The sequence below is a fragment of the Bradyrhizobium sp. 160 genome (genome assembly GCF_023073735.1).
In the GTDB taxonomy this organism is placed as follows: Bacteria; Pseudomonadota; Alphaproteobacteria; order Rhizobiales; family Xanthobacteraceae; genus Bradyrhizobium.
On sequence record NZ_JADPKD010000067.1, the window covers coordinates 577076 to 599368 of the forward strand.

27 protein-coding genes are annotated in these 22293 nt (G+C 65.1%); 15 read left to right on the forward strand and 12 right to left on the reverse strand.

From position 1 onward, the window contains the following. Positions 1-2: 2 nt before the first annotated feature. Positions 3-1559 (reverse strand): DUF1800 domain-containing protein, encoded by a 1557-nt coding sequence (locus IVA98_RS30260; RefSeq protein ID WP_247356082.1) that lies wholly within the window; start codon positions 1557-1559, stop codon positions 3-5. A gap of 114 nt (positions 1560-1673) precedes the next feature. Between IVA98_RS30260 and IVA98_RS30265 the strand changes: the two genes are divergently transcribed. After that, the gene (locus tag IVA98_RS30265; RefSeq protein WP_247356083.1) at positions 1674-1874 is read left to right on the forward strand and encodes a cysteine-rich CWC family protein; all 201 of its coding nucleotides are present in this window, start codon (positions 1674-1676) and stop codon (positions 1872-1874) included. A 164-nt stretch (positions 1875-2038) separates the two neighbouring features. On the opposite strand, the gene IVA98_RS30270 is transcribed toward IVA98_RS30265, so the two are convergent. From IVA98_RS30270 to IVA98_RS30280, 3 genes are all read right to left on the reverse strand, one after another. Beyond that, the gene (locus IVA98_RS30270) at positions 2039-2737 is read right to left on the reverse strand and encodes a glutathione S-transferase family protein (protein ID WP_247308248.1); all 699 of its coding nucleotides are present in this window, start codon (positions 2735-2737) and stop codon (positions 2039-2041) included. Positions 2738-2925: 188 nt separating this feature from the next. Next, complete coding sequence (locus IVA98_RS30275; protein WP_247308251.1) at positions 2926-3156, reverse strand: hypothetical protein; 231 nt, start codon at positions 3154-3156, stop codon at positions 2926-2928. Then, positions 3153-3932, reverse strand: coding sequence for a TSUP family transporter (locus tag IVA98_RS30280; protein WP_247308255.1), 780 nt, complete (start codon positions 3930-3932; stop codon positions 3153-3155). Before IVA98_RS30280 ends, IVA98_RS30275 begins: the two co-directional genes overlap by 4 nt. A 192-nt stretch (positions 3933-4124) precedes the next feature. Between IVA98_RS30280 and IVA98_RS30285 the strand changes: the two genes are divergently transcribed. From IVA98_RS30285 to uvrB, 4 genes are all read left to right on the forward strand, one after another. Next, on the forward strand, positions 4125-5042 hold the full coding sequence (locus IVA98_RS30285; protein WP_247308258.1) for a LysR substrate-binding domain-containing protein: 918 nt from the start codon (positions 4125-4127) through the stop codon (positions 5040-5042). Between the two features lie 103 nt (positions 5043-5145). Next, positions 5146-5370 carry a hypothetical protein gene (locus tag IVA98_RS30290; protein WP_247308260.1) on the forward strand — a complete coding sequence of 75 codons (225 nt, stop codon included), beginning with the start codon at positions 5146-5148 and terminating at the stop codon, positions 5368-5370. Positions 5371-5417: 47 nt separating this feature from the next. Continuing rightward, a complete protein-coding gene (locus IVA98_RS30295; protein ID WP_247356084.1) occupies positions 5418-5645 on the forward strand; it encodes a hypothetical protein in 228 nt (75 codons plus the stop codon). Positions 5646-5737: 92 nt separating this feature from the next. Then, on the forward strand, positions 5738-8716 hold the full coding sequence (gene uvrB, locus IVA98_RS30300; protein ID WP_247334606.1) for an excinuclease ABC subunit UvrB: 2979 nt from the start codon (positions 5738-5740) through the stop codon (positions 8714-8716). Between the two features lie 86 nt (positions 8717-8802). Here uvrB and IVA98_RS30305 read toward each other — a convergent pair whose 3' ends face one another. Beyond that, complete coding sequence (locus IVA98_RS30305; protein WP_247308281.1) at positions 8803-9189, reverse strand: hypothetical protein; 387 nt, start codon at positions 9187-9189, stop codon at positions 8803-8805. A gap of 322 nt (positions 9190-9511) precedes the next feature. Here IVA98_RS30305 and IVA98_RS30310 point away from each other — a divergent pair, with 322 nt between their 5' ends. The 4 genes from IVA98_RS30310 to IVA98_RS30325 all read left to right on the forward strand — a co-directional run bounded on the left by IVA98_RS30310 (position 9512) and on the right by IVA98_RS30325 (position 12320). Beyond that, complete coding sequence (locus IVA98_RS30310; protein ID WP_247308284.1) at positions 9512-9952, forward strand: nuclear transport factor 2 family protein; 441 nt, start codon at positions 9512-9514, stop codon at positions 9950-9952. Between the two features lie 254 nt (positions 9953-10206). Next, positions 10207-11118: a hypothetical protein gene (locus IVA98_RS30315; protein ID WP_247356085.1), complete on the forward strand. Its 912-nt coding sequence runs from the start codon at positions 10207-10209 to the stop codon at positions 11116-11118. Positions 11119-11439: 321 nt separating this feature from the next. After that, entirely contained in the window at positions 11440-11862 is a 423-nt protein-coding gene (locus IVA98_RS30320) for a hypothetical protein (protein ID WP_247277532.1), read from the forward strand. Between the two features lie 320 nt (positions 11863-12182). Continuing rightward, positions 12183-12320, forward strand: coding sequence for a hypothetical protein (locus IVA98_RS30325; protein WP_247277533.1), 138 nt, complete (start codon positions 12183-12185; stop codon positions 12318-12320). A gap of 37 nt (positions 12321-12357) precedes the next feature. Here IVA98_RS30325 and IVA98_RS30330 read toward each other — a convergent pair whose 3' ends face one another. From IVA98_RS30330 to IVA98_RS30340, 3 genes are all read right to left on the reverse strand, one after another. Then, the gene (locus IVA98_RS30330) at positions 12358-12504 is read right to left on the reverse strand and encodes a hypothetical protein (RefSeq protein ID WP_027545961.1); all 147 of its coding nucleotides are present in this window, start codon (positions 12502-12504) and stop codon (positions 12358-12360) included. 198 nt (positions 12505-12702) lie between these two features. Beyond that, entirely contained in the window at positions 12703-13185 is a 483-nt protein-coding gene (locus IVA98_RS30335) for a MaoC family dehydratase (protein ID WP_247308292.1), read from the reverse strand. Then, positions 13185-13637: a MaoC family dehydratase gene (locus IVA98_RS30340; RefSeq protein WP_247308294.1), complete on the reverse strand. Its 453-nt coding sequence runs from the start codon at positions 13635-13637 to the stop codon at positions 13185-13187. The genes IVA98_RS30335 and IVA98_RS30340 overlap by 1 nt, the downstream gene beginning before the upstream one ends. Positions 13638-13820: 183 nt before the next feature. Here IVA98_RS30340 and IVA98_RS30345 point away from each other — a divergent pair, with 183 nt between their 5' ends. Next, complete coding sequence (locus IVA98_RS30345; RefSeq protein ID WP_247308298.1) at positions 13821-14117, forward strand: DUF4282 domain-containing protein; 297 nt, start codon at positions 13821-13823, stop codon at positions 14115-14117. A gap of 123 nt (positions 14118-14240) precedes the next feature. Here the strand turns inward: IVA98_RS30345 and ychF are convergent, their stop codons facing one another. The 4 genes from ychF to IVA98_RS30365 form a co-directional block, all read right to left on the reverse strand. After that, on the reverse strand, positions 14241-15338 hold the full coding sequence (ychF, locus tag IVA98_RS30350; RefSeq protein WP_247308301.1) for a redox-regulated ATPase YchF: 1098 nt from the start codon (positions 15336-15338) through the stop codon (positions 14241-14243). Between the two features lie 5 nt (positions 15339-15343). After that, positions 15344-15949 (reverse strand): aminoacyl-tRNA hydrolase, encoded by a 606-nt coding sequence (gene pth, locus IVA98_RS30355; RefSeq protein WP_247308304.1) that lies wholly within the window; start codon positions 15947-15949, stop codon positions 15344-15346. 58 nt (positions 15950-16007) lie between these two features. After that, positions 16008-16730 carry a 50S ribosomal protein L25/general stress protein Ctc gene (locus tag IVA98_RS30360; RefSeq protein ID WP_247308307.1) on the reverse strand — a complete coding sequence of 241 codons (723 nt, stop codon included), beginning with the start codon at positions 16728-16730 and terminating at the stop codon, positions 16008-16010. A gap of 181 nt (positions 16731-16911) precedes the next feature. Continuing rightward, a complete protein-coding gene (locus IVA98_RS30365) occupies positions 16912-17172 on the reverse strand; it encodes an accessory factor UbiK family protein (protein WP_247308310.1) in 261 nt (86 codons plus the stop codon). A gap of 198 nt (positions 17173-17370) precedes the next feature. Between IVA98_RS30365 and lgt the strand changes: the two genes are divergently transcribed. The 5 genes from lgt to IVA98_RS30390 all read left to right on the forward strand — a co-directional run bounded on the left by lgt (position 17371) and on the right by IVA98_RS30390 (position 21984). Then, the gene (lgt, locus tag IVA98_RS30370) at positions 17371-18216 is read left to right on the forward strand and encodes a prolipoprotein diacylglyceryl transferase (RefSeq protein ID WP_247308313.1); all 846 of its coding nucleotides are present in this window, start codon (positions 17371-17373) and stop codon (positions 18214-18216) included. A gap of 21 nt (positions 18217-18237) precedes the next feature. After that, complete coding sequence (locus IVA98_RS30375; RefSeq protein WP_247308316.1) at positions 18238-19356, forward strand: class I SAM-dependent methyltransferase; 1119 nt, start codon at positions 18238-18240, stop codon at positions 19354-19356. Further along, the gene (gene pgeF / locus IVA98_RS30380; protein WP_247308319.1) at positions 19353-20120 is read left to right on the forward strand and encodes a peptidoglycan editing factor PgeF; all 768 of its coding nucleotides are present in this window, start codon (positions 19353-19355) and stop codon (positions 20118-20120) included. Before IVA98_RS30375 ends, pgeF begins: the two co-directional genes overlap by 4 nt. Positions 20121-20220: 100 nt before the next feature. Beyond that, on the forward strand, positions 20221-20835 hold the full coding sequence (locus IVA98_RS30385; RefSeq protein WP_247308322.1) for a hypothetical protein: 615 nt from the start codon (positions 20221-20223) through the stop codon (positions 20833-20835). A gap of 195 nt (positions 20836-21030) precedes the next feature. Further along, positions 21031-21984, forward strand: a complete 954-nt coding sequence (locus tag IVA98_RS30390) for a ribose-phosphate pyrophosphokinase (protein ID WP_247308325.1) — start codon at positions 21031-21033, stop codon at positions 21982-21984. The last annotated feature ends 309 nt before the right edge of the window (positions 21985-22293 follow it).

Here is a 22293-nt window from a genome sequence, read left to right on the forward strand (position 1 = left end):
CATCATCTCCGCTGCATTTCCGGCGACATCAGCAGCAGCGCCAGCGCCTGCTGCCGCGACTCCGCGCGCTCGATGGTTCGCCGCGTCTCGATGGAGGCCGCATCGGCCGCGGCGAATTCCAGCAGGTCGAGCGGATCGATGTTATTGCCGAGCCGCGAGCCAATTTGCGCCGCGATATCGAGCCTGAGCTTCATGCCCTCGGGTGCGGCCCAGGCTGCATTGGTGTCGGGAAAGCCGTTGGGCCCGGCCGGCGACCATAGCGGCTGCCCGAGCAGGTTGAGGCCATTGAGATAACGGCTCGGATCCTCCGGCACGCGCGCGAGCAGCCGCCCGCTCGCGACCAGGAAATCGTAAGGCGAGCGCATCTTGGTCAGCGGCGCTGTCCACGCCTCGTCGGAATCGACCAACGCCATGGCAAGCGCCTTGAGGTCGCCATCGGTCCTGAGGAAGATGTCGCGCAACCGCGCAACGAGAGATGGCGGCGGATCATCGGCAACGAAGTGGCGGACGAACTTGGCGGCGATGAAATTCGCGGTCGAGGGATGGCGCGCGAGGTCGGCGAGCGCGGCCTCGCCTTGCGCGAGGCCCGCCTGGCCGTAGGTCTTGCCGAGCAGGATCTGCGGCCCCGGCTGATGCGCATTGACGTTGAACACGAAGGAGCCGGGCGCCCCCAGCTGCCCCTGGCGGCCGGCAAAGGTCCAGCCGGTGATGATGCGCGCGAGCGAGGTGACATCGTGCTGCGTGTAGCCGCCGTCGACGCCGAGCGTATGCAGCTCCATGATTTCGCGCGCCAGATTCTCGTTCAGCCCGCGCTTGCGGTTTTGCCCCGCACGCGAATCCGGTCCGAGCGATTGCTGGTTGTCGAGAAAGAATAGCATCGCCGGATGCTGCTCGATCGCCTTGAGCATGTCGGCGAAGCGCCCGAGTACGCGGGGCCTGATCGCCTCGCGCTCGAACGCGCCGGCCCAGATGCGCGCCAGCTCGCCCTTGCTCGCGGAGATGCAGAAATGGTTGGACCAGAACACGACGAGGCGCTCGGTGAAGCCGCACTCGACGAGGGTGGCCCGCTGCAACCGCGCCAGCGCCTCGGTGCGAAATGTCTTCTGGATGACATTGAGCGGCTGCGGCGCGGGCTTTGCGGCGGGCGGCGCGCCGGGGCTGGGCTGCATGGCCTCCGGCTTCGCCGCATTGTCCGCTGGTCTCGCATCCGCCATCTGGCCGGCGACCTCGCTCGCGGCTGCGTTCAGCGAGAGATTGCGGCGCAGGGCGGGCTTCTGATCGGCAGGCGCTTGTGTCGGCATTTCAGCGGCCGCCGTGGCCTTGGCGGCGTCGCGCGCCTGCTTGACCTCGTCCTGATAGGCGAACACCGCCTGCCCGAGCTGCGGCGTCGATTGCAGACCCGGCGCTTCCAGCAGCACGCCATTGGGACGCGCAAGCTCTGCCTTGACGAAACCGCGCGGGTCGGAGGCGGCATTGATGAGATCGCCGGACGCGCCGCCGCGGGCGCCGAAGCCGAAGCGGTTGAGCGCAACGAGGGCGGCTTGCGAATCACGGGCCATCGGTCTGTCCTTCGCGCGCCTGGAGCCGCTTTCCGAGTCCGTGCGCAAGGCATAATATACCGCGGCGGCCAATGAACCCGACATGAAAATGACGGCCTAGCTTCGACGTAAATCATGACAAATCAGCAAGAATCTGCGTTGCCGGAACCCCGCCGCCTCGCCTGCTCCCGCTGCGGCGCCGAGTTCGGCTGCGAGCTCTCGGGCAGCTGCTGGTGCGCGGAGGAGACGGCAAGACTGCCAATGGCAGTCGACGGCGAGGATTGTTTGTGCCGGTCGTGTTTGCGGCAGGCGGCGGGGGCGAGTGCTGCTCGTTAGGCACGAGAGCCGACCACGCTTTCCGTGTCGTGAGCCAGGAGGACCCATTACCCTGGCGAGCATGTGACGAAGATTCCTCGTTCGGTACTCGCACTGCCCACGATTGATAGATCACGCGGGATGGGCCCTGGCTTCGCTAGGACGACGATGGGAGCGAGCCTACCCTACACCGCGAATCCGGGCGACTTGCGCGCCATGCCGTCGAACGCGTCGAGCAATTTTTCCCGCCACGCATAAACCGGATCATTGGCTTCCAGCAGCTTGAACGGGCTCACCACCCGCGCCCATTGAAAACCGCCGAACACGATATAGTCGGCGTAGTTGGGCGCGGCGCCGCCGAGATAGGGCTGCTTCTTCAATGTCTGCCGCATCACCTCCAGCGACTTGCGGAACGCGACAACGCCGGTGTCGCGGCTGGCCATGACCTGTTCCAGTGACTTGCCGCCGAAGCGCGCCTCGCGCGACTGGCGGAAATAGGCGGCGTCGACCTCGGCGAGGTTCTTCGGGATGTCGGCGACGATCAACGGAAAGATGCCGCCGACGATGGCGATATCGCCGAAGGCATTGATCATGCGCGCCATGGCGCGACCGCCCTCGCCGCCGAACAACGATGCACGATCCGGAAAATTGTCTTCGAGATAATTCGCGATGGTCCAGGAATCGACCACGGGCTTGCCGTGATGCAGCAGCACCGGAACTTTCTCGGAGCCATGCGGCGCAAGCGCGCTCTTCTCGGTGAAGCGCCAGGGCAGCGATTCCGCCATCAGCCCCTTATGCGCGAGCGCCATCCGCGTGCGCCAGCAATACGGGCTGAACGGGCGCGCTGCGTCGATGCCGACGAGTTCGTAGAGTTTGAGTGACATGCAAAGCAACTCCCTGCCAGATCCTCATCCTAAGGAGCGCGGAACGCGCGTCTCGAAGGATGAAGGCCCGATCTCGGCCTCGCTCTTTCGAGACGCGCGCAAGATGCACGCTCCTCAGGGTGAGGGTCTCCCATTCTGGATTTGCTTCGCTGACGCTCGCAATGGCGATGTCGAGACGGAGGTGCGCATCACCGCCGGTTCATCCGCAGCAGCTTCTCGCCGCCTTCCGTCACTGCGATGATCAGCCCGATTCCGGGCACCGTCTTCCGCGCGACATAGCCGCGCTCAGTGGCGTCTTCCCAGATGGTGAGGCGCGGGCACGAGGTCTTCCAGGTCGCGATCACCTCGGCATAGGCGCGCGGCTCGCGTGCGACCCATTCGACGAAATCCAGCACCAGCGGATCGGCGGTCTCGCTCATTGCAAACCTCCCTTATCGAAGGCGACCGCGACCTCCGTACGCAGCAGGAGCCAGCCGCCATAGGCGATGTAGTAGCAGGCGATGGTGGTGATCAGCTTGTTCGACCAGGCCACGAATTGCTGGTCGGTCATGGCTTCGAGGATGCGGCGCGCCAGTGTGGTGCCGAGCATCGAAGCTGCGATCGCGACGCCGGCGAGGACGGGATCGAGGCTCGCCGCCTGGTCGATGATGCCGCCGAAATAGACCAGCTTGGTGAAATGGCTGACCAGCTGGCACATCGCCTTGGTCGCCACCTTCTCGCGCCGGCCGAAATCGCCGCCGAGGAAGAAGGTGTCGAGCAGCGGGCCGGAGACGCCGGTCATCAGCATCAAGCCCATGCAGATCGAGCCGTAGACCGAGCCCTGCCAGACGCTGTCGGGGTTGGGCTTGATGTTTGACGGCAGCAGCCGCGCCATGAACGGCGTGATGCCGAGCAGCAGCAGCGCGACCGCCTTGTCCGGAACGTAGCGCGTGAGGGACCAGGCCGCGAGCGCGACCGCGCAGCCGGCGAGATAGTTCGCGACCGGCCGCCAGCGGATATGCGCGCGCCACAAAAACGCACGCCAGCCGTTCGAGGCCATCTGCGTGATCGCATGCAGCACCATGGCCGCCGGCAGCGGCATCAATGCCAGCAACACGCCGATCAGGATCAGCCCGCCCGCCATGCCGAACAGCCCGGACAGGAACGCGGTGGCGACCATCAGCATGCCAAGGGCAGCGATCACGATGGGCGTCACGAAAGGATTCTCCTCAACATAGGCAAGGCACGCAAGCTGCTTGCGCTGCCTCGCCCCGCTTGCAGGGAGAAGCGAAGAGCGCTGCGCTGCCGGAATCAACCTAGAATTACACTCGTTCTTGTGCCTCGCTTGCTCGCCACGCGCAAACTGAGTTATCTTGGCCTGGCATCAGCTTTCCTGAGGGTCGGGCATTTGCGGCGGCTGCTGTTTCTTAACGGCATCAAGGCATTCGAGGCGGCGGCGCGGACCGGCAGCTTTGCCGCGGCCGGGCTCGAGCTGAACGTGTCGGCGGCCGCCGTCAGCCGCATGGTGCATCTGCTGGAGGAGCGCCTCGGCCTCGCGCTGTTCGAGCGCAAGGCCAACAAGCTCGTGCTGACGCAGGCCGGCCGCGCCTATCAAAGCGGGCTGACGCCGATCTTCGATGCGCTGGCGAGCCTCACCGCGCAGGTGACGGCGCCCTCCAGCATGCGCGTGCTCACCATCGGCGTCGGCCACACTTTTGCGATGCGCTGGCTGATCCCGCGCCTGTCGGAGTTTCGCAGCGAGGAGCCCGACATCGAGGTGCGCTTCACCACCGGCGGTGCCTCGGTGCCGTTCGGCGAGGACTGGAGCTGCGGCATCAAGCTCGGCACCGGCGACTGGCCCGGCCTCGTCGCCGAGCCGCTGTTCGCGGGTGACCTCACGCCGGTCTGCGTGCCGCGCCTTGCGAGCGGCCTGAAGCGGCCGGCCGATCTCAGGGGACCGAGCCTGATCCGCGTCGCGCATTCGCCGCAGGACTGGCCGCTCTGGCTCAAGGCCGCGAACCTGGCGCGCATCAACGCGCGCGGGCCCGAGTTCCAGTTCTACGGTCAGGCGCTGCAGGCCGCCGCGGACGGACTCGGCGTCGCCATGGGCATTCGACCCTATATCGACGACGATCTCGCGGCCGGACGACTGGTGGCGCCATTCGACCTCTCGGTGCCCAAAGGCATGCGCTGGTACCTGCTCTATCGCAGCTTCCAGACCGAGCAACGCGACTTCGCTGCGTTTCGCCGCTGGATCATGCGCGCGGCGTCGGAACCGGCAACGCGTCCGGCGCGGCGAATCGGCCGTGCTGCGGCGCGGAACTGACGCGCTCGGCAAAAAAGCCTCGCAGCTTGTGAACGGCTTCACATCCCGAGATTCGCAAATGTGGTCCCCTGACCCTCTGACAAGAAACGTGGGACCGACAAGAATGACGACCCTCTACGACGGCTTTGACATCGAATCCTTCGAAGCTGGAAAAGGACTGTGGCACGCCCGCATCCGGCGCGCCGATTTCAGCCCGCTTGCAATCGACGGCGTGCTGTTTCCCGCCATGGAAGTCGGCTTCGCCTGGCCCGACCGCGACGCCGCGATTGCCGATGCCAAGCAACACATCGATCGCTTCCGCCGGCGGGCCGGCAGCGACGACGAATAGCGTCCGCGGACGGACCAGCGGCGGGGCGCCGCAAGGGGGAACCGGTCATGTCTATCACCGAAATCGGCTCAGTGCGGCCGCGGATCTATGCGCGCGCCGTGCTGTCCAACTGCCCGGAATGCGACGGCGATCTCATGGTGCTCCGTGTGATCGGCGGTCGCGCGGGATGCGAGTACTGGACCATGCGCTGCACCGATTGCGGCGGCATCCATCTGGACGTCCTCGAGCCGAATATCGCGGCTGAGGATGACGAGGGGCCGCTGCCGGCGGGGTGACGCCAGGCCTGCTGCCAACCTGCTGTCAGCAGGCTGCATAGCGGCGGGCATTCGCCCTTTCCTGAGAGGCGGACTCGTCCCATATTCGCCCCATGGCGAAGAAACCTGCATCCTCCGAAAAATCCGGCAAATCCCCGAAGACCAAGGCTCCGAACTCGAAGGCGCATCGCCCCGATGTGCAGCCGATCGGGCCGGCACTGGCCGAGTTGCTCAATCCTGCAATCAATCGCGGCGATGCGGGCCTAGGATCGGGCACCGGGCTCCAGCCGCCGCCGGACAATTCGCGCGATCGCCGCGCCGGGGGCGAGGCCGCCGCGCATCGCGCGCGCGCCTCGACGCCGAAGGAGTTTCCGCAGGATACGGCCAAGGATATTACAAAGCCGATGCCGCTGCGTCCCAATCCGCAGCCAGCTGGAGCGCGCGCACCCACCGAAGGATTCGACGAGGCGCCGCAGGCCAATTACGGAACCTCGGCCACGATCCCGACACTCGATCCGGAACTGGCGCGGCAACTCGGGCTGCCAACAGAAGAGGACGATGCCGAGGCGCTGGCGCGGCCGCCGCGCTCCAAAATGGAGGCGCTGGGTGTCAAGGCCACCGCGGATGCGCTGGAGTCGCTGATCCGCGAGGGCCGTCCGGAATTCCGCAAGGATGACGGCTCGATGCGGGTTTGGACGCCGCACCGGCCGCCGCGCCCGGAAAAGTCCGAAGGCGGCGTGCGCTTCGAGATCAAATCGGCCTATGAGCCCAAGGGCGACCAGCCGACCGCGATTGCCGAGTTGGTCGAGGGCATCAATCGCAACGACCGTTCGCAGGTGCTGCTGGGCGTCACCGGCTCGGGCAAGACCTACACCATGGCCAAGGTGATCGAGGCGACGCAGCGCCCCGCCCTGATCCTGGCCCCGAACAAGACCCTCGCCGCCCAGCTCTATGGCGAGTTCAAGAATTTCTTCCCTGACAACGCGGTCGAGTACTTCGTCAGCTACTACGACTATTACCAGCCGGAAGCCTACGTCCCGCGCACCGACACCTATATCGAGAAGGATTCCTCGATCAACGAGCAGATCGACCGCATGCGCCACTCGGCGACGCGCGCGCTGCTCGAACGCGACGACGTCATCATCGTCGCCTCGGTGTCCTGCATCTACGGTATCGGCTCGGTCGAGACCTACACCGCGATGACATTCGCGCTGAAGAAGGGCGAGCGCATCGACCAGCGCCAGCTCATCGCCGACCTCGTCGCGCTCCAGTACAAGCGCACCCAGGCCGATTTCACCCGCGGCACCTTCCGTGTCCGCGGCGACGTCATCGACATCTTCCCCGCGCACTACGAGGACCGCGCCTGGCGCGTGAACCTGTTCGGCGACACCATCGAGACCATCGAGGAGTTCGATCCGCTCACCGGCCACAAGCAGGACGAGCTCGAGTTCATCAAGATGTACGCCAACTCGCACTATGTGACGCCGCGGCCGACGCTGGTGCAGGCGATCAAGTCGATCAAATCAGAATTGAAGCAGCGGCTCGACCAGCTGCACGATCAGGGCCGCCTGCTCGAAGCGCAGCGGCTGGAGCAGCGCACCACCTTCGACCTCGAGATGATGGAGGCGACCGGAAGCTGCGCGGGCATCGAGAACTATTCGCGCTATCTCACGGGGCGCCGCCCCGGCGAGCCGCCGCCGACGCTGTTCGAATACGTGCCCGACAACGCGCTGATCTTCGCCGACGAGAGCCACGTCACCATCCCGCAGATCGGCGCCATGTTCCGCGGCGACTTCCGCCGCAAGGCGACGCTGGCCGAATACGGCTTCCGCCTGCCCTCCTGCATGGACAACCGCCCCTTGCGCTTCGAGGAGTGGGACATGATGCGGCCGCAGACCATCGCGGTGTCGGCGACGCCGGGCGGCTGGGAGCTGAACGAGAGCGGCGGCGTGTTCGTCGAGCAGGTGATCCGCCCCACGGGCCTGATCGATCCTCCCGTCGACATCCGCCCCGCCCGCACGCAAGTGGACGATCTCGTCGGCGAGGTCCGAGCCACTGCGCAGGCCGGCTATCGCTCGCTGATCACCGTGCTGACCAAACGCATGGCGGAGGACCTCACCGAATATCTGCACGAGCAGGGCATCCGAGTCCGCTACATGCATTCCGACATCGACACCATCGAGCGCATCGAGATCATCCGGGATCTCCGCCTCGGTGCGTTCGACGCGCTGGTCGGCATCAACCTCTTGCGCGAAGGTCTCGACATCCCCGAATGCGCGCTGGTTGCGATTCTCGACGCCGACAAGGAAGGCTTTCTGCGCAGCGAGACCTCGCTGATCCAGACCATCGGCCGCGCCGCGCGCAATGTCGACGGCAAGGTGATCCTCTACGCCGACCAGATGACCGGTTCGATGGAGCGCGCCATCGCCGAGACCAACCGCCGCCGCGAAAAACAGGTCGAGTACAACACTGCCAACGGCATCACGCCGGAGAGCGTGAAGAAGCAGATCGGCGACATCCTCAACTCCGTCTACGAGCGCGACCACGTGCTGGTCGAGGTCGGCGGCCACGACATGACCGATGACGTCATCTCGATCGGCCACAACTTCGAAGCCGTGCTCGCCGATCTCGAAACAAGGATGCGCGAGGCCGCCGCCGATTTGAACTTCGAGGAAGCCGCGCGTCTGCGCGACGAAGTCAAGCGCCTGCGCGCCACCGAGCTCGCCGTGGTCGACGACCCTACCGCCAAGCAGCGCACCGTGCAGGGCAAGGCCGGCGCTTATGCGGGCACGAAGAAGTACGGCGATGCTGCGAACTTGCCGGTCAGTGCCATGAAGAACAAGAGCGCCGCAACGGCGCTCAAGGCCGGCAGCGGCAAAGGCTCCCGCGTGCACAAGCCGCATCTCGACGAGATGCACGGCCCGGAATCGCTGCCCTATCGCGAAAGCCCGAGCCTGCCGTCAAAGCCGTTCGGCAGCACCAGCCGGATCATCCAGCCGACTGACTCGCGGCAGTCGGGACCGGAGTTCGGGCCGGCGCCAAAATCGACGGGCGGGATGCCCGGACGACGGGGCGGGTGGAAGAAGAGGTAGGCGGCGCATCCGCGCCGCTGATCGCAATGGATTCCGGCCTCGCCCGGTTTGCGGGCTCCGGAATGACGGGAGCGATAGCCCGCTCCTCACCCGACGCTCGACGTCACCACCGCCATTACCGACAGCAGCAGCACAATGGTCACGAGCTGGAGCGAGGCCACGGGCTGGGTGCGCCAGGCCGTGATCTTGCCGGCAAGCGACAGATGGGCCTCGAAGAATTTCGGCTCGTAGACGGTTTTGAAGAAGGCGGGGAAGCTCGGGCCGAAGGTCACTGCGAGCAGCGCGTGGACGAGCGAGGCGACAGCGACGAAGATGGCGACGCCGGGGTCGCCGACGAGATCGTGGTCGCCGACGAGTTTGAGCAGGAAAGCGGCGGCGGCGAAGGTCGGGAAGCTCTGGAGCGTCGCGGTCAGCGCGAGCCCTTCGATCGCGTTGTGCAGGCGGGACTTTCTGGCGGTGGCGATGGCGGCCATGACACGTCTCCCTGATGATATGGGATGACGTTAGGCGCGATGGTGGAGGGGTGATGTGAGACGGGTCACGCGGCCCTTCCCCCGCTATTGTCCGCTCAAGCGGGCGTCCGCGATCCCAGGAACCTCACCGGCAAGCACCGGGAAATTGCGGAACTCTATTGCAAATCTCACAAGTCGCGTTCAATGGTGCATTGCGAAAACGTGAATTGCGTTTTGGCCGAAATCCCGTAGTTTATTTGTATACGAACGAGCTGAGCCCCGGCACCTTACTGTGCATGGGGTTGTTTTCCGTTTTTTGCAAGCCAGCTTCAGGACAGCCCAAATGACAGAGCACAGCCTCTGGCGTTTCTCGCGCGCGTTGCACCGCGCGATCAACGACCGGCAGTTCAGGGATATCGAGACCCTGATCGACGAGGACGTCGAGTGGGCCCTGTACGGCCCGATCGACATGTTTCCGTTCCTTGGCGCGCGCCAGGGCAAGGACGCCGTGCTCGACGTCATCCGCCAGCTCGCCGACAATTTCCACGTTCGCCGCTTCGACCGCGAGAGCATCATGCTCGGCGTTGATTCAGCCGCCTCGATGCTGCGCTATTCGCTGACGGCGCTCGATTCCAACAAGCCGATCAGCTTGCGCGTCGCGCAGTTCGCCCAGTTCAGGGCGGGAAAGCTCACCAGCATGCGGGTGCTGATCGACACGTTCGACCTGGTCGAGCAGGCACTCGGCCGCGCCATTCATCTGCCGAAGATGAGCCGCGCCGGCTGAGGGGGACGCCAACGGGTCCCGCTGCTCGGGACCGATGACGACGCTCACATGACGCCCTGGCCTCCAGCCCCGCCGGATGCCGTCGTGAGTTCGTCGTCGGGCGCGCGCCTTTCGCGCGGCCCGTTGGTTCGTTATTCGAGGCGAGCCGCCACAATTTCGCGACGATGGATCACCATCTGTCGCGCGGAATGGCGCACGGCCGAAGGCCGATATATGTTATTGGAAAGCGTGCGCTGGGGTTCGCGGGCAGGGCGATGGAATTCTCGATAGGGTTTGGCCGGACTAGGCTGCCGTTGCTGGCGGCCGCATTCATTCTGGGCTCGGCGCTGACGGTCTCGGCACAGACCATTCCATCCGCGACGATCGCGCCTGACGATGAGGCCGAGACCGAGGCGGCGCGGGCCCCCGACATCGATGACCCCGACGTGCTCAAAGGCATCGACGTCGACAAGCTCGACTGGAGCCAGCTCGCGGTCGATGCCGGCACTGGCATTGACTCCATGGCCGCCAAGAAGCGCGCCCAGGCCGCGGCCAAGGACGGCCTGGCCTGGTCGTCGAACCCCAATGCAAACGGCTCCTCGGCGGTAACGGTGAAGCAATCGGTGTTCTCGTTCTGGGACACGCGGATCGGCGCCGACATGACGCTGACGAGCGAGCCGCGGACGATGTCCGAGCTGCTGGCGCAGAAGGCCACCAATGGCGGCAGCCTGCCGCAATCCTCCGGCAGCGCCTGGGCGGCGGCGACAGCGCCGGGCGCGGCCTCGATCTGGGACAAGACCGCGGTGGAAGCCCGGGTCGATCCCGGCAGCGAACACAGCAAGATCGGGGCCTCGTTGACCAAGTCGATGCCGCTGTCGGGCGACACCTCGCTGACGCTCCAGAACGGCTACAGCGTCAACCAGCAGGGCACAACCGCCGTCCCCGGCATCGGCGGCCACGTTACGCGAAATTACGAGACCGATCAGACCGCGAAGATCACCCTCACCGACACGGGCACCAGCATTACCGCCGGCCAGACGCTGTCGACCACCGACGACAAATGGCTGCGCAAGTTCGGCGCCGAGCAAAAGCTGTTCGACAACGTCACCGTCTCCGGCTCGGTCGGCGAGACCTCGCAAGGCGCGATCAACAAGAGCCTGACGGCCGGTTTCAAGAAGAGCTGGTAGGGCGAGCCTCCACTCTCCCCCTCATCCTGAGGGCGCTCCGAAGGAGCGCGTCTCGAAGGATCGAGGCCTCGCTGCTACAGCGGGGCCTGCATGATTCGAGACGCGCGCGAAGGGCGCGCTCCTCACCATGAGGGGATGGTCTGCCGTCGCGGTTCCCTATTCACACTCTCGTAACCATACGCCACGGCAAAACCCCCGAATGGTCCGCCCTTGCCGCATCTCGGCCAATATGCGGTCAAAATCGGACGCCCTAGTCGCCAAAATAGACGTCGTCGTGCGGGGGACACTCGCGCCGCGCTCAACGCGAACAGGGGAATAACGATGAACGCCATGCGTCCGGAAAAGACCGAAACCACCGAGACCGAGACGGTCGACACCAACCTCGCCGCCGTGACCGAGGTCGAGGCCGGCATCCGCGATTTCGTCCGCAACGACATCGCCTATCTGCGCCGTCCGGCATCGACGACCACCGACGCGCCGCCGCTCGACCCGAGCGCCGAAGCCACCGTCAACAACGTCAACTCGCTGATCCAGCGCGTCGCCGGCACCTCGCTGGCCGAGATCGAGAACCTGATCTCCGAGCTCGAGAGCCTGCGCGACCTGCTCCATGCCGAAGGCCAACGCGTCCAGCGCGAGATCTCCGGCTACGCCCAGCTCAGCCAGGCCGCGATGAAGTCGACCCGCATGATCGCCGACAACGTCGCGCAGTGGAAGCGCGCCGCCGACGGCCTGCGCAACAGCTGACCAGTTAGCCTTAGGCCTCACCGGCCGCCGCGTTCCCGGAAGGGAGCGCGGCGGTTTTGGTTCATGGGGCATGTGATAGGTGCGCACACGCGCCCACACGATAGGTGTCATCGCCCGCGAAGGCAGGCGATCCAGTACTCCGAGACAGTGCCAGGATACGTAGGGGCCGCGGCGTACTGGATGCCCCGCCTTCGCGGGGCACGACAGGGAGGATGTGGCAGCACGGGCGTGACAGCGTAGGTGTTTGAACCCTCGATCCTTCCCCAGCGACCAATGCCAAGCGTCGATGGCCGTCTTACGGCCTAGCGGGGGGACATGTCATGGAAAGCATTCGGCCCGATAACACGGACCCTATATCGCTGCGGCCCGCACCGAATCAGCTCGGCACGATCATGCTGCGTTTCGTCGGATTGCTGGTGGTTGCGGTCGCGGTGCTGGCGTTCGTCTACAGCCGCTGACGCGGGGCCGGAGGCGGCCCCGACAATTAACGAACTCTTACCGAGCGGCTTCCACGGTCGAGGCTTCCAGGGTGTAGGCGCCATCGGCATAGCCCTTCACCACCATGCCGGCGACCAGCATCACGGCCAGCGTCGCGGTCGCGAAGATGAATCCGACAAACTTGAGTGCGCCGCGATCTGCCATGGTCCTCGTCCCCTGTCCTCTGCCCATTCGTTTCAAATAGACAGCGACAGGTTCATAATTAGTTAGCAACTCACTGGTTCCGCCAAACTGCTTCACGGTAACCATGTTGCGGAGGCTTATGACAGCCACTCCGAATCGCGTCCATAGCGCGCGGGCAACACTCGCGCACTCAATTGGACCGTTCATCCTGGAACAGATCTAGCCACGGTTCGCGCGCATCGGCACAAAGGCCGAGGCGGTGATGGAATAGACCTCCTGGCCGCGCTGGTTGGTGCCGGTGGTGCGGGCCGTCAGAATGCCCCAGCCGGGACGCGAGGCGGAGGTGCGCTTGTCGATGACGACGGTGACGTAGGCGACCGTGTCGCCGGCAAGCACCGGCCTGATCCAGCGCAGGTCGCGAAAGCCCGGCGACGGACCCCACACCGCAACTTCTTCGCCGCGCGAGGCGGCTTCCCGCGCCAAGCGCTGGCCGTCGGCGACCAGCAGGCTCATGCAGGCCGAGCCGACATGCCAGCCGGAGGCGGCGAGCCCGCCGAACAGCGAGTTCTTGCCTTCCTCCTCGTCGAGGTGGAAGCGCTGCGGGTCGAACTTGGCGGCGAAGCTCTTGATGGACTCCGCCGTGAACGTATAGGTGCCGATCTCGCGGCGCTGGCCGATCTCGATGTCCTCGAAGAATCGCATCACGCCGTCCCCTCGCGCCGCTTGATCAGGATCGGCGAGGTCATCTCGGCGAGCGCCTGCCCCGCCGCGTTGCGCACGGTGCATTTGAACTTGACGATGCCGAGCTCCGGGCGAGTTTTCGAGGTGCGCGCCTCCACGACGTCGACGTCGAGCATGAGGTCGTCGCCAGGTCGGAGCGGAGACAACCAGCGCACCTCGTCGACGCCGGGCGAGCCGAGCGAAGCCGCGCGCGTAATAAAACCATCGGCCATCATCCGCATCATCAGCGAACAGAGATGCCAGCCCGAACCGGACAGGCCGCGCAGCATGCTTCTCGCCGCGGCCTCCTCATCGAGGTGCATCGGCTGCGGATCGAACTCGGCAGCAAAGGCCAAAATCTCGTCGCGAGTGACATGGCGCGGGCCGAACGTTCCGAACCGCCCGGGCGGGAAATCTTCGAAGGTCAGGGTCATCTTGGGACTGGTTCGCGGAAATGACAGATTGTGGCCGCACTTTGCGGCAATCTCAACCCGCGGGCCCGCATGGCTCGTGCTACATTCGATGCAGCGGGGTTGGTCGTGAGTCGGATCAGCCGAAAGTCAGGATCATTTAGCAAGGCCGGATCTAGCAAAAGCCGCGTTGCCCTGGGGAGAGCGATGTTTTCATTCAGCGACCTGTTTCAGTGGGACCGCTTCATCACACCGACGATCATCAAGACCTTCTACTGGCTGGTAATCGCGCTGATCTGCCTGTTCGGCCTCTCCGGCGTCTTCTCCGGTTTGGCTGCGATGGCGATCAGTCCGTTCGGCGGCTTCCTGGTGCTGCTGTCCTCGATCGCGAGCGTCGTCGTCGGCGTGGTGTTCTCGCGCATCCTCGCCGAGCTGATCCTGATCGTCTTCCGCATCAACGAGCATCTCGGCGCGATCAGGGACCAGGGCGGCGGGATGCGGTGAGGCGTGCGCAAGATGCCGTAGGGTGGGCAAAGCGAAGCGTGCCCACCACTTCCATCGCGATCTTGGATAGATGGTGAGCACGGCGCGTCGCGCCTTTGCCCGCCCTACGAGACCGTCGAAGCCCTACGTATTAAACCTGAAATGCATCACGTCGCCGTCGGCGACGACGTATTCCTTGCCTTCGAGCCGAAGCTTGCCGGCATCGCGCGCGCCGGCTTCGCCGCCGAGGGCGACGTAATCCTCATACGCGATGGTCTCGGCGCGAATGAAACCCTTTTCGAAATCGGTGTGGATCACGCCGGCCGCCGCCGGCGCCTTGGTGCCGCGATGGATGGTCCAGGCGCGCGCTTCCTTCGGCCCCACGGTGAAATAGGTGATGAGGTCGAGAAGCCGGTAGCCGGCGCGGATCAGGCGGTCGAGACCGGCTTCTTCGAGACCCAACGTCTCCAGGAAGTCGGCGCGTTCGTCCCGCGAGATGGTCGCGATCTCCGACTCGATCTTGGCGGAAATGACGACGGCGACGGCGCCCTCCTTGGCGGCCTGCTCCTCGACTGCCTTGGAGAACGAATTGCCCGTTGCGGCCGAGCCTTCCTCGACGTTGCAGACGTAGAGCACCGGCTTTGATGAGAGCAGCCCCAGCATGGAGAAGGCGCGCTCCTCCTCGGCCTTGCGCTCGACGAGGCGGGCGGGCTTGCCGTCGCGCAGCAGCACCAGGGTGCGGTTGACGAGGTCGAGCTGCTCCTTGGCGTCCTTGTCGTTGCCCTTGGCTTTCTTGGAGAGGTTGTCGACACGCTTCTCCAGGCTGTCGAGGTCGGCGAGCATCAGCTCGGTCTCGATGGTCTCGATGTCGGCGAGCGGGGCGATCTTGCCCTCGACGTGGGTGATGTCGGAATCCTCAAAGCAGCGCACCACATGCGCGATGGCGTCGACCTCGCGGATGTTGGCGAGGAACTGGTTGCCGAGGCCCTCGCCCTTAGACGCGCCTCGCACGAGGCCCGCGATGTCGACGAAGGTCAGCCGGGTCGGAATGATCTGACCCGATTTGGCGATGGCGGCGAGCTTCTCAAGCCGCGGATCGGGCACGGCAACCTCGCCGACATTCGGCTCGATGGTGCAGAACGGATAGTTCGCGGCCTGCGCCGCGGCCGTCTCGGTCAGCGCATTGAACAAGGTCGACTTGCCGACATTCGGCAATCCGACGATCCCGCATTTGAATCCCACGAGCGTTATTCCTTGCCGTTGTCGTCCTTGGTCAAAAATCCCTTTGCCTGCATGGCAAGGTGCACCCTGTTGGCGAAGGTCGCGTCGGTGCCCTCGGCAAGCAGCGGGGCGTGCTCGGCGACTGCTTCGCAGAGCGTCGCCACCCATTCGTTGTCGCTCTTGGCGAAGTCCGACAGCACGTGGCCGTGCACCAGCTCCTTGACGCCGGGATGTCCGATGCCGAGCCGCACCCTGCGATACTCGTTGCCGATATGCGCCGAGATCGAACGCAGGCCGTTGTGCCCGGCAATGCCGCCCCCGATCTTCACCCGCACCTTGCCCGGCGGCAATTCGAGCTCGTCATGGAACACGGTGACGTCGCGCAGCGCGATCTTGAAGAAGCCTGCCGCCTCCTGCACGCTGCGGCCGGAATCGTTCATGTAGGTCGTGGGCTTGAGCAGGATCACGCGCTCTGGTCCGAGCGTGCCTTCCGAGGTCTCGCCCTGAAAGCGGCGGCGCCATGGCGCAAAGCCATGACGCCGCGCGATCTCGTCCACGGCCATGAAGCCGATATTGTGCCGGTTACGTGCGTATTTCGCGCCGGGATTGCCGAGCCCAACAAAGAGTCGCATGACGCGGCGCGCCCCTCGCTCGGCGCGCGATCAAAGACCGCGCGCCAGCTTTGAGAGATTACTTCTTCTTGTCGCCGCCGGCCGGAGCCTTGGCAGCCGCTGCCGGAGCAGGAGCACCCGCAGCCGGCGCAGCCGCCGCCGGAGCAGCAGCACCCGCGGCCGGAGCCGCACCACCCGCCGCAGCCGCAGCTGCCGCCTTCTGCTCTTCGGCGTAGCCCGACGGCGGCACGATGGTGACGAGGGTCGCGTCCTCGCGGGTCAGCGCCTTCACGCCGGCCGGCAGCTTGACGTCCGACAGATGCAGCGAGTGACCGATTTCAAGCGAACCGACGTCAGCCTCGATATATTGCGGGATGCTCTCGACACCGCATTCGAGCTCGATCGCATGGGCGACGATGTTGACGGTGCCGCCGCGCTTCACGCCGGGCGAGCCTTCTGCCTTCACCACGTGCAGCGGAACGCTGATGCGGATGGTGGCGCCTTCGCCCAGCCGCATGAAATCGACATGGACCGGGAAGTCCTTGACCGGGTCGAGGTGATAGTCGCGCGGAATCACGCGGTGCTTCTTGCCCTCGAGGTCGATGTCGACCAGCGTGGTCAGGAACCGGCCCGCGAGGATGCGCTGACGCAATTCGCGATCTTCGATCGAGATCGTCACCGGGGGCTGGTTGTTGCCGTAGATCACTCCGGGCACTCTGCCGGCGCGACGCTCAGCCCGGGCGGCCCCCTTGCCGCTCTTCGGACGTGCGGTCGCCTTCAATTCCTTGACGGTCGTCGCCATGTCATTAAGTCCTTGTTTTTGCAAAAGTTAATGGGCCGCAGCGCGGCCCATGGCAGCATCCGCAGCAAGCCTCCAGGGGTGCGGGGGCTGCAGACGTGGCGGGCTTTTACCCGGAAGATGCGGAAATGACAAGGAGAATGGGGTGCCATCCTCCCTGGAGGGGAGGGTAAGAGCGCGTGCCTTACGTCGGCGTTCCGCCGAACTTGGCCTCCAGCGCCGCGATCCTAGCCTTCAGCGCTTCGTTCTCCTCGCGGGCGAGGCGGGCCATCTCCTTGACCGCCTCGAACTCCTCGCGCTTGACCAGATCCATGTCGCGCAGGAATTTTTCCGCCTGGGTGCGCACCACCGTGTCGAACTCGCGCTTGACGCCCTGGGCGGCACCGGCAGCGTCATTCATCAGGCGGCCGATCTCGTCGAAAAACCGGTTGCTGGTCTGGGTCATGGCTGCCTCCGATGAACTTGGCGCGAACTCTGCGAAACACAATGGCAATCCGATGGGGCCGGTTCAAGGGCCGAGCGGGGGCATCCTTGTCATGCCCCGGTTTCCTTGCAATCGTATTCAACGTCCCTGCATAACAAGAATCACTGGGCGTCTGCTGGCGCTCGATCGCCGCAATCTCGTTCAGCCATAGAAGGCGCGATGCCCTTTCTGCTCATCGACTTTCCCGCCTTCAAGCCGATCGCCCTCGAGATCGGTCCGTTCGCGATCCGCTGGTATGCGCTGGCCTATATCTGCGGCATCGTGTTCGGCTGGCTCTATGCGAGGTCGCTCCTCAAAAACCAGCGTCTGTGGGGCGGACCCGCACCGATCTCGCTACTCCAGATCGACGATTTCATCCTCTGGGTCACGCTCGGCATCATCCTGGGCGGCCGCACCGGCTACGTGCTGTTCTATAATCTGCCCTTCTTCATCGACCATCCCGCCGCGATCTTCAAATTGTGGGAGGGCGGCATGTCCTTCCATGGCGGCTTCCTCGGCTGCGTCGTCGCGGTCATGTTGTTTGCTTATCGCAACGGCATCTCGATCCTGTCGCTCGGCGACATCACCACCGCGGTCGCCCCGGTCGGGCTGCTGCTCGGACGCATCGCCAATTTCATCAATGGCGAATTGTGGGGCCGCGCTACGGATGCGAGCCTGCCTTGGGCGATGATCTTCCCCAACGATCCCACACAGCTGCCGCGCCATCCGAGCCAGCTCTACGAGGCCGGCATGGAAGGCATCCTGTTGTTCGCGGTGCTCGCGATCATGATCCGCTTCGGTGCCCTGAAGCGGCCCGGCATGATCCTCGGCGCCTTTATCCTGATCTATGGTCTGACCCGGATCGCCGGCGAACATTTTCGCGAGCCGGACGCCCAGCTCGGCTTCCTCTGGGGCGGGTTAACCATGGGCATGCTGTTGTCGATCCCGATGCTTATCGTCGGCACCATACTTATTGTATGGGCAGTCAGGCGCGGCGCGCCGAAGCCCATCGAGGCCATTCGTTAATTCATTCCGAGAACATGGATCGTGACCGACTCGCCGCTACTCAACGAGATCAAGGCGCTGATCAAATCCTCAGGCCCGATGCCGGTCTGGCGCTACATGGAATTGTGCCTGATGCATCCGCGCTACGGCTATTACGTCTCGCGCGATCCGCTCGGGCGTGAGGGCGATTTCACCACCGCCCCCGAGGTCAGCCAGATGTTCGGCGAGCTCTTGGGACTGTGGGCCGCCTCGGTGTGGAAGCAGATGGGCTCGCCGCAATTTTTGCGGCTGATCGAGCTCGGCCCCGGCCGCGGCACCATGATGGCGGACGCGCTGCGCGCATTGCGCGTGCTACCGCCGCTCTACCAGGCGCTCCACATCCACATGATCGAGGTCAATCCGGTGCTGCGCGAGCGGCAGAGTGCGACGCTGGCGAACGTGCGCAACATCGCCTGGCACGACAGCATCGACGAGGTGCCGGAAGGCCCCAGCATCATCCTCGCCAACGAATATTTCGACGTGCTGCCGATCCATCAGATGGTCCGCTACGAGAACGGCTGGCACGAGCGCGTGATCGAGATCGATCCCAATGGAAAACTTCAGTTCGGCGCCGCGCCCGAGCCGACGCCGCGCTTCAACGTGCTGCTGCCGCCCTTGGTGCGCGCCGCGCCGGTCGGCGCCGTGTTCGAATGGCGGCCCGACAGCGAGATCATGAAGCTCGCCACGCGCGTGCGCGACCAGGACGGCGCGGCGCTGATCATCGACTACGGCCATTTGCGCAGCGATGCCGGCGATACGTTTCAGGCGATCGCGCGCCACAGCTTCACCGATCCCTTGAAGGCCCCGGGCCAAGCCGACGTCACCGCCCACGTCGACTTCCAGGCGCTGGCGCGTGCGGCCGAGGATGTCGGGGCCCGCGTGCACGGGCCGGTGACGCAGGGCGACTTCCTCAAGCGCATCGGCATTGAGACCCGCGCGGCGGCGCTGATGCAGAAGGCTACGCCCGACGTCGCAACCGACATTTCGGTGGCGCTCAAGCGCCTGACCGATACGGGGCGCGGCGGCATGGGCTCGATGTTCAAGGTGCTCGGCATCTCCGAGCCAGGTTTGACCGGTCTTGCCGGTCTCAGCGATCTCGAACGCGCCGGAGAAGCCTCATGACGCTCGCCTCGTCGCTGCTGTCAGCCGTGCCCGGCCTGCGTCATGCCTTCTTCACCCGCGAGGGCGGCGTCTCCAGCGGCATCTATTCCGCGCTGAACGGCGGGCTCGGCTCCAACGACGATCAGGCCCACGTCGCCGAAAACCGCCGTCGCATGGCCGAGCATGTCGGCGTCGCACCGGAACGTTTTCTCAGCCTGCACCAGATCCATTCGCCCGATGTGCTCGTCGTAGATCGCGCGTGGCCAAACGGGCCGCGGCCGAAGGGCGATGCGCTTGTCACCAAGACACCCGGGATTGCGCTCGGCATCTCCACCGCCGATTGCGGGCCGGTGCTATTCGTCGACCCCAATGCGCGCGTGATCGGCGGTGCGCATGCCGGCTGGAAGGGCGCGCTATCAGGCGTGCTGGAAGCAACGATCTCGGCGATGGAGAAACTCGGCGCCACGCGCGACGGCATCATCGCGGCGATCGGCCCCTTGATCCGGCAGGAGAGCTACGAAGTCGGCAACGAGTTCGTGGCGCGTTTTATCGAGGCGGATGCGGACAATGCGATGTTCTTCATCCCGTCGGCACGCGAGGGCCACGCGATGTTCGATCTCGCCGGCTTCATCCGGACGCGGCTGGAAGCCGCCGGCATCCTGATGGTCGACGATCTCGGTCTCGACACCTATGCCGATGAGCGCTTCTTCAGCTACCGCCGCTCGGTGCATCGCAAGGAGCCGGACTACGGCCGCCACATTCACGCCATCGCGCTCGAAGCGTGAACACAAGAGCAACACGCTGTTATCCCGGGAATGACGGCGCTGTTTGTGGGTAGCCTGCCCTAGACCTTAATCGATTTTAACGATATCGCTGCCCTCCATAATGAGGGAAGCGTCATCTTTTCTGCGTCGCGCGGGCTCGCGCGTGCTGGCGGTCATGCTGCTGGCGGTTGCGACCATGCTTGCCGGCTGCGCCGGCGGGAACGCGCCGAGCAATTCCTATGCGATGGCGCCGAACGGTGGCTCCGGCGCAACGGTCGCCTTCGAATCGATCGACGGGCCGCCGCCGCAGGTGTTCGACCGCATGGTCGGTGTGCTCGACAGCGAATCCAAGCTGCGCAGCCTGTCCGTCGTATCCCGCGAGGGCACGGCGGCCTATCGCGTGCGCAGCTATCTCTCGGCTCAAATCGTGCGCGGCAAGACCATGATTGCATGGGTCTGGGACGTCTACGACGCCAACCAGCAGCGGGCGCTGCGCCTCTCCGGCGAGGAACCCACGTCCGCCAAGGCCGGTCGCGACCCCTGGGGCGCTGCCGACGACCTGGTGCTGCGAAAGATCGCCCAGGCCGGATTCAGCGGACTATCCAACATGATCAACGGGACGCAGGACGCCCCAAGCGCAGCTCCAGGCCTGCGGGGACCGGCCGTGGCGACCATCATTCCGGTCGCGCCCGCGCCGGACATGGCGGCCACGGCGCTCGGCTATGCCGAGCCATAACCCCCGCTAAACCACGGGCCCAAGTTACGGCCAAACCGTTGGCCCGACTCAGGATTTTCGACGGGAAAACGTAGCGTCCCGGGTTGCCATTCGAGCCCCCGGCCTGATATTTCCTCGCCCGTCGTAACCGTGCTTCCAATGGGTATTCGTAGGATGTTGAAGGTCGTATCCAGCAAAGCGCGGGAGGAAGCGTCCATGTCGGCCAAAAACGGCTCCATCAAGCTCGTCGCCGGCAACTCCAATCCGGCTCTGGCGCAGGCCATTGCGCAGGGCCTCGACCTGCCGCTGACCAAGGCGGTGGTGCGGCGCTTCGCCGACATGGAGATCTTCGTCGAGATCCAGGAGAACGTCCGCGGCTCGGATGCCTTCGTCATCCAGTCGACCTCGTTCCCAGCGAACGACCATCTGATGGAGCTCCTGATCATCACCGACGCGCTGCGCCGCTCCTCGGCGCGCCGCATCACCGCGGTGCTGCCCTATTTCGGCTACGCCCGGCAGGACCGCAAATCGGGTTCGCGCACGCCGATCTCGGCCAAGCTCGTGGCCAATCTGATTACGCAGGCGGGCGTCGACCGCGTCATGACGCTCGACCTGCATGCCGGCCAGATTCAGGGCTTCTTCGACATCCCGACAGACAACCTTTACGCGGCGCCGCTGATGGTGCGCGACATCAAGGAGAAGTTCGATCTCTCCAAGGTGATGGTGATCTCGCCCGACGTCGGCGGCGTGGCCCGCGCGCGCGGCCTCGCCAAGCGCATCAACACCCCGCTCGCGATCGTCGACAAGCGCCGCGAGCGTCCGGGCGAGTCCGAGGTCATGAACGTGATCGGCGACGTCGCCGGCCACACCTGTATCTTGGTCGACGACATCGTCGATTCCGGCGGCACGCTGGTGAATGCGGCCGACGCGCTGATCGCCAAGGGCGCCAAGGACGTCTACGCCTACATCACCCACGGCGTGCTCTCCGGCGGCGCGGCCGCCCGCATCTCCGGCTCCAGGCTGAAGGAGTTGGTGATCACCGACTCGATCCTGCCGACCGAGGCGGTGACCAAGGCGCCGAACATCCGCACGCTGCCGATCGCCAGCCTGATCTCCGACGCGATCGCGCGCACGGCCGCCGAAGAGTCGGTGTCGAGCCTGTTCGACTGAGTCTTTATTGTCATTCCGAGGCGGCGCGTCAGCGCCGAACCCGGAATCTCGAGATTCTCAGGTGCGCAATTGCGCACCGTAGTTCTCGCTTCGCGAGCCCCGGAATGACTTCAGTCTCGTAGCAACCATTAAGTGGCGGCAGTTTTTTGCTCCGCCCGGATGGTCTGCGCCTGCCATGATGATGCCGTGCTCGCGTCCGTCAAGGCGTGGCCTGGCAACAGACCACGTGAGGTTCGAGCGAGCGACGGCCATCCTTGACGGACGCTGCGCGCGACGTCATGAGGGGCCGTAGGTCGGGACGAAGAAGCG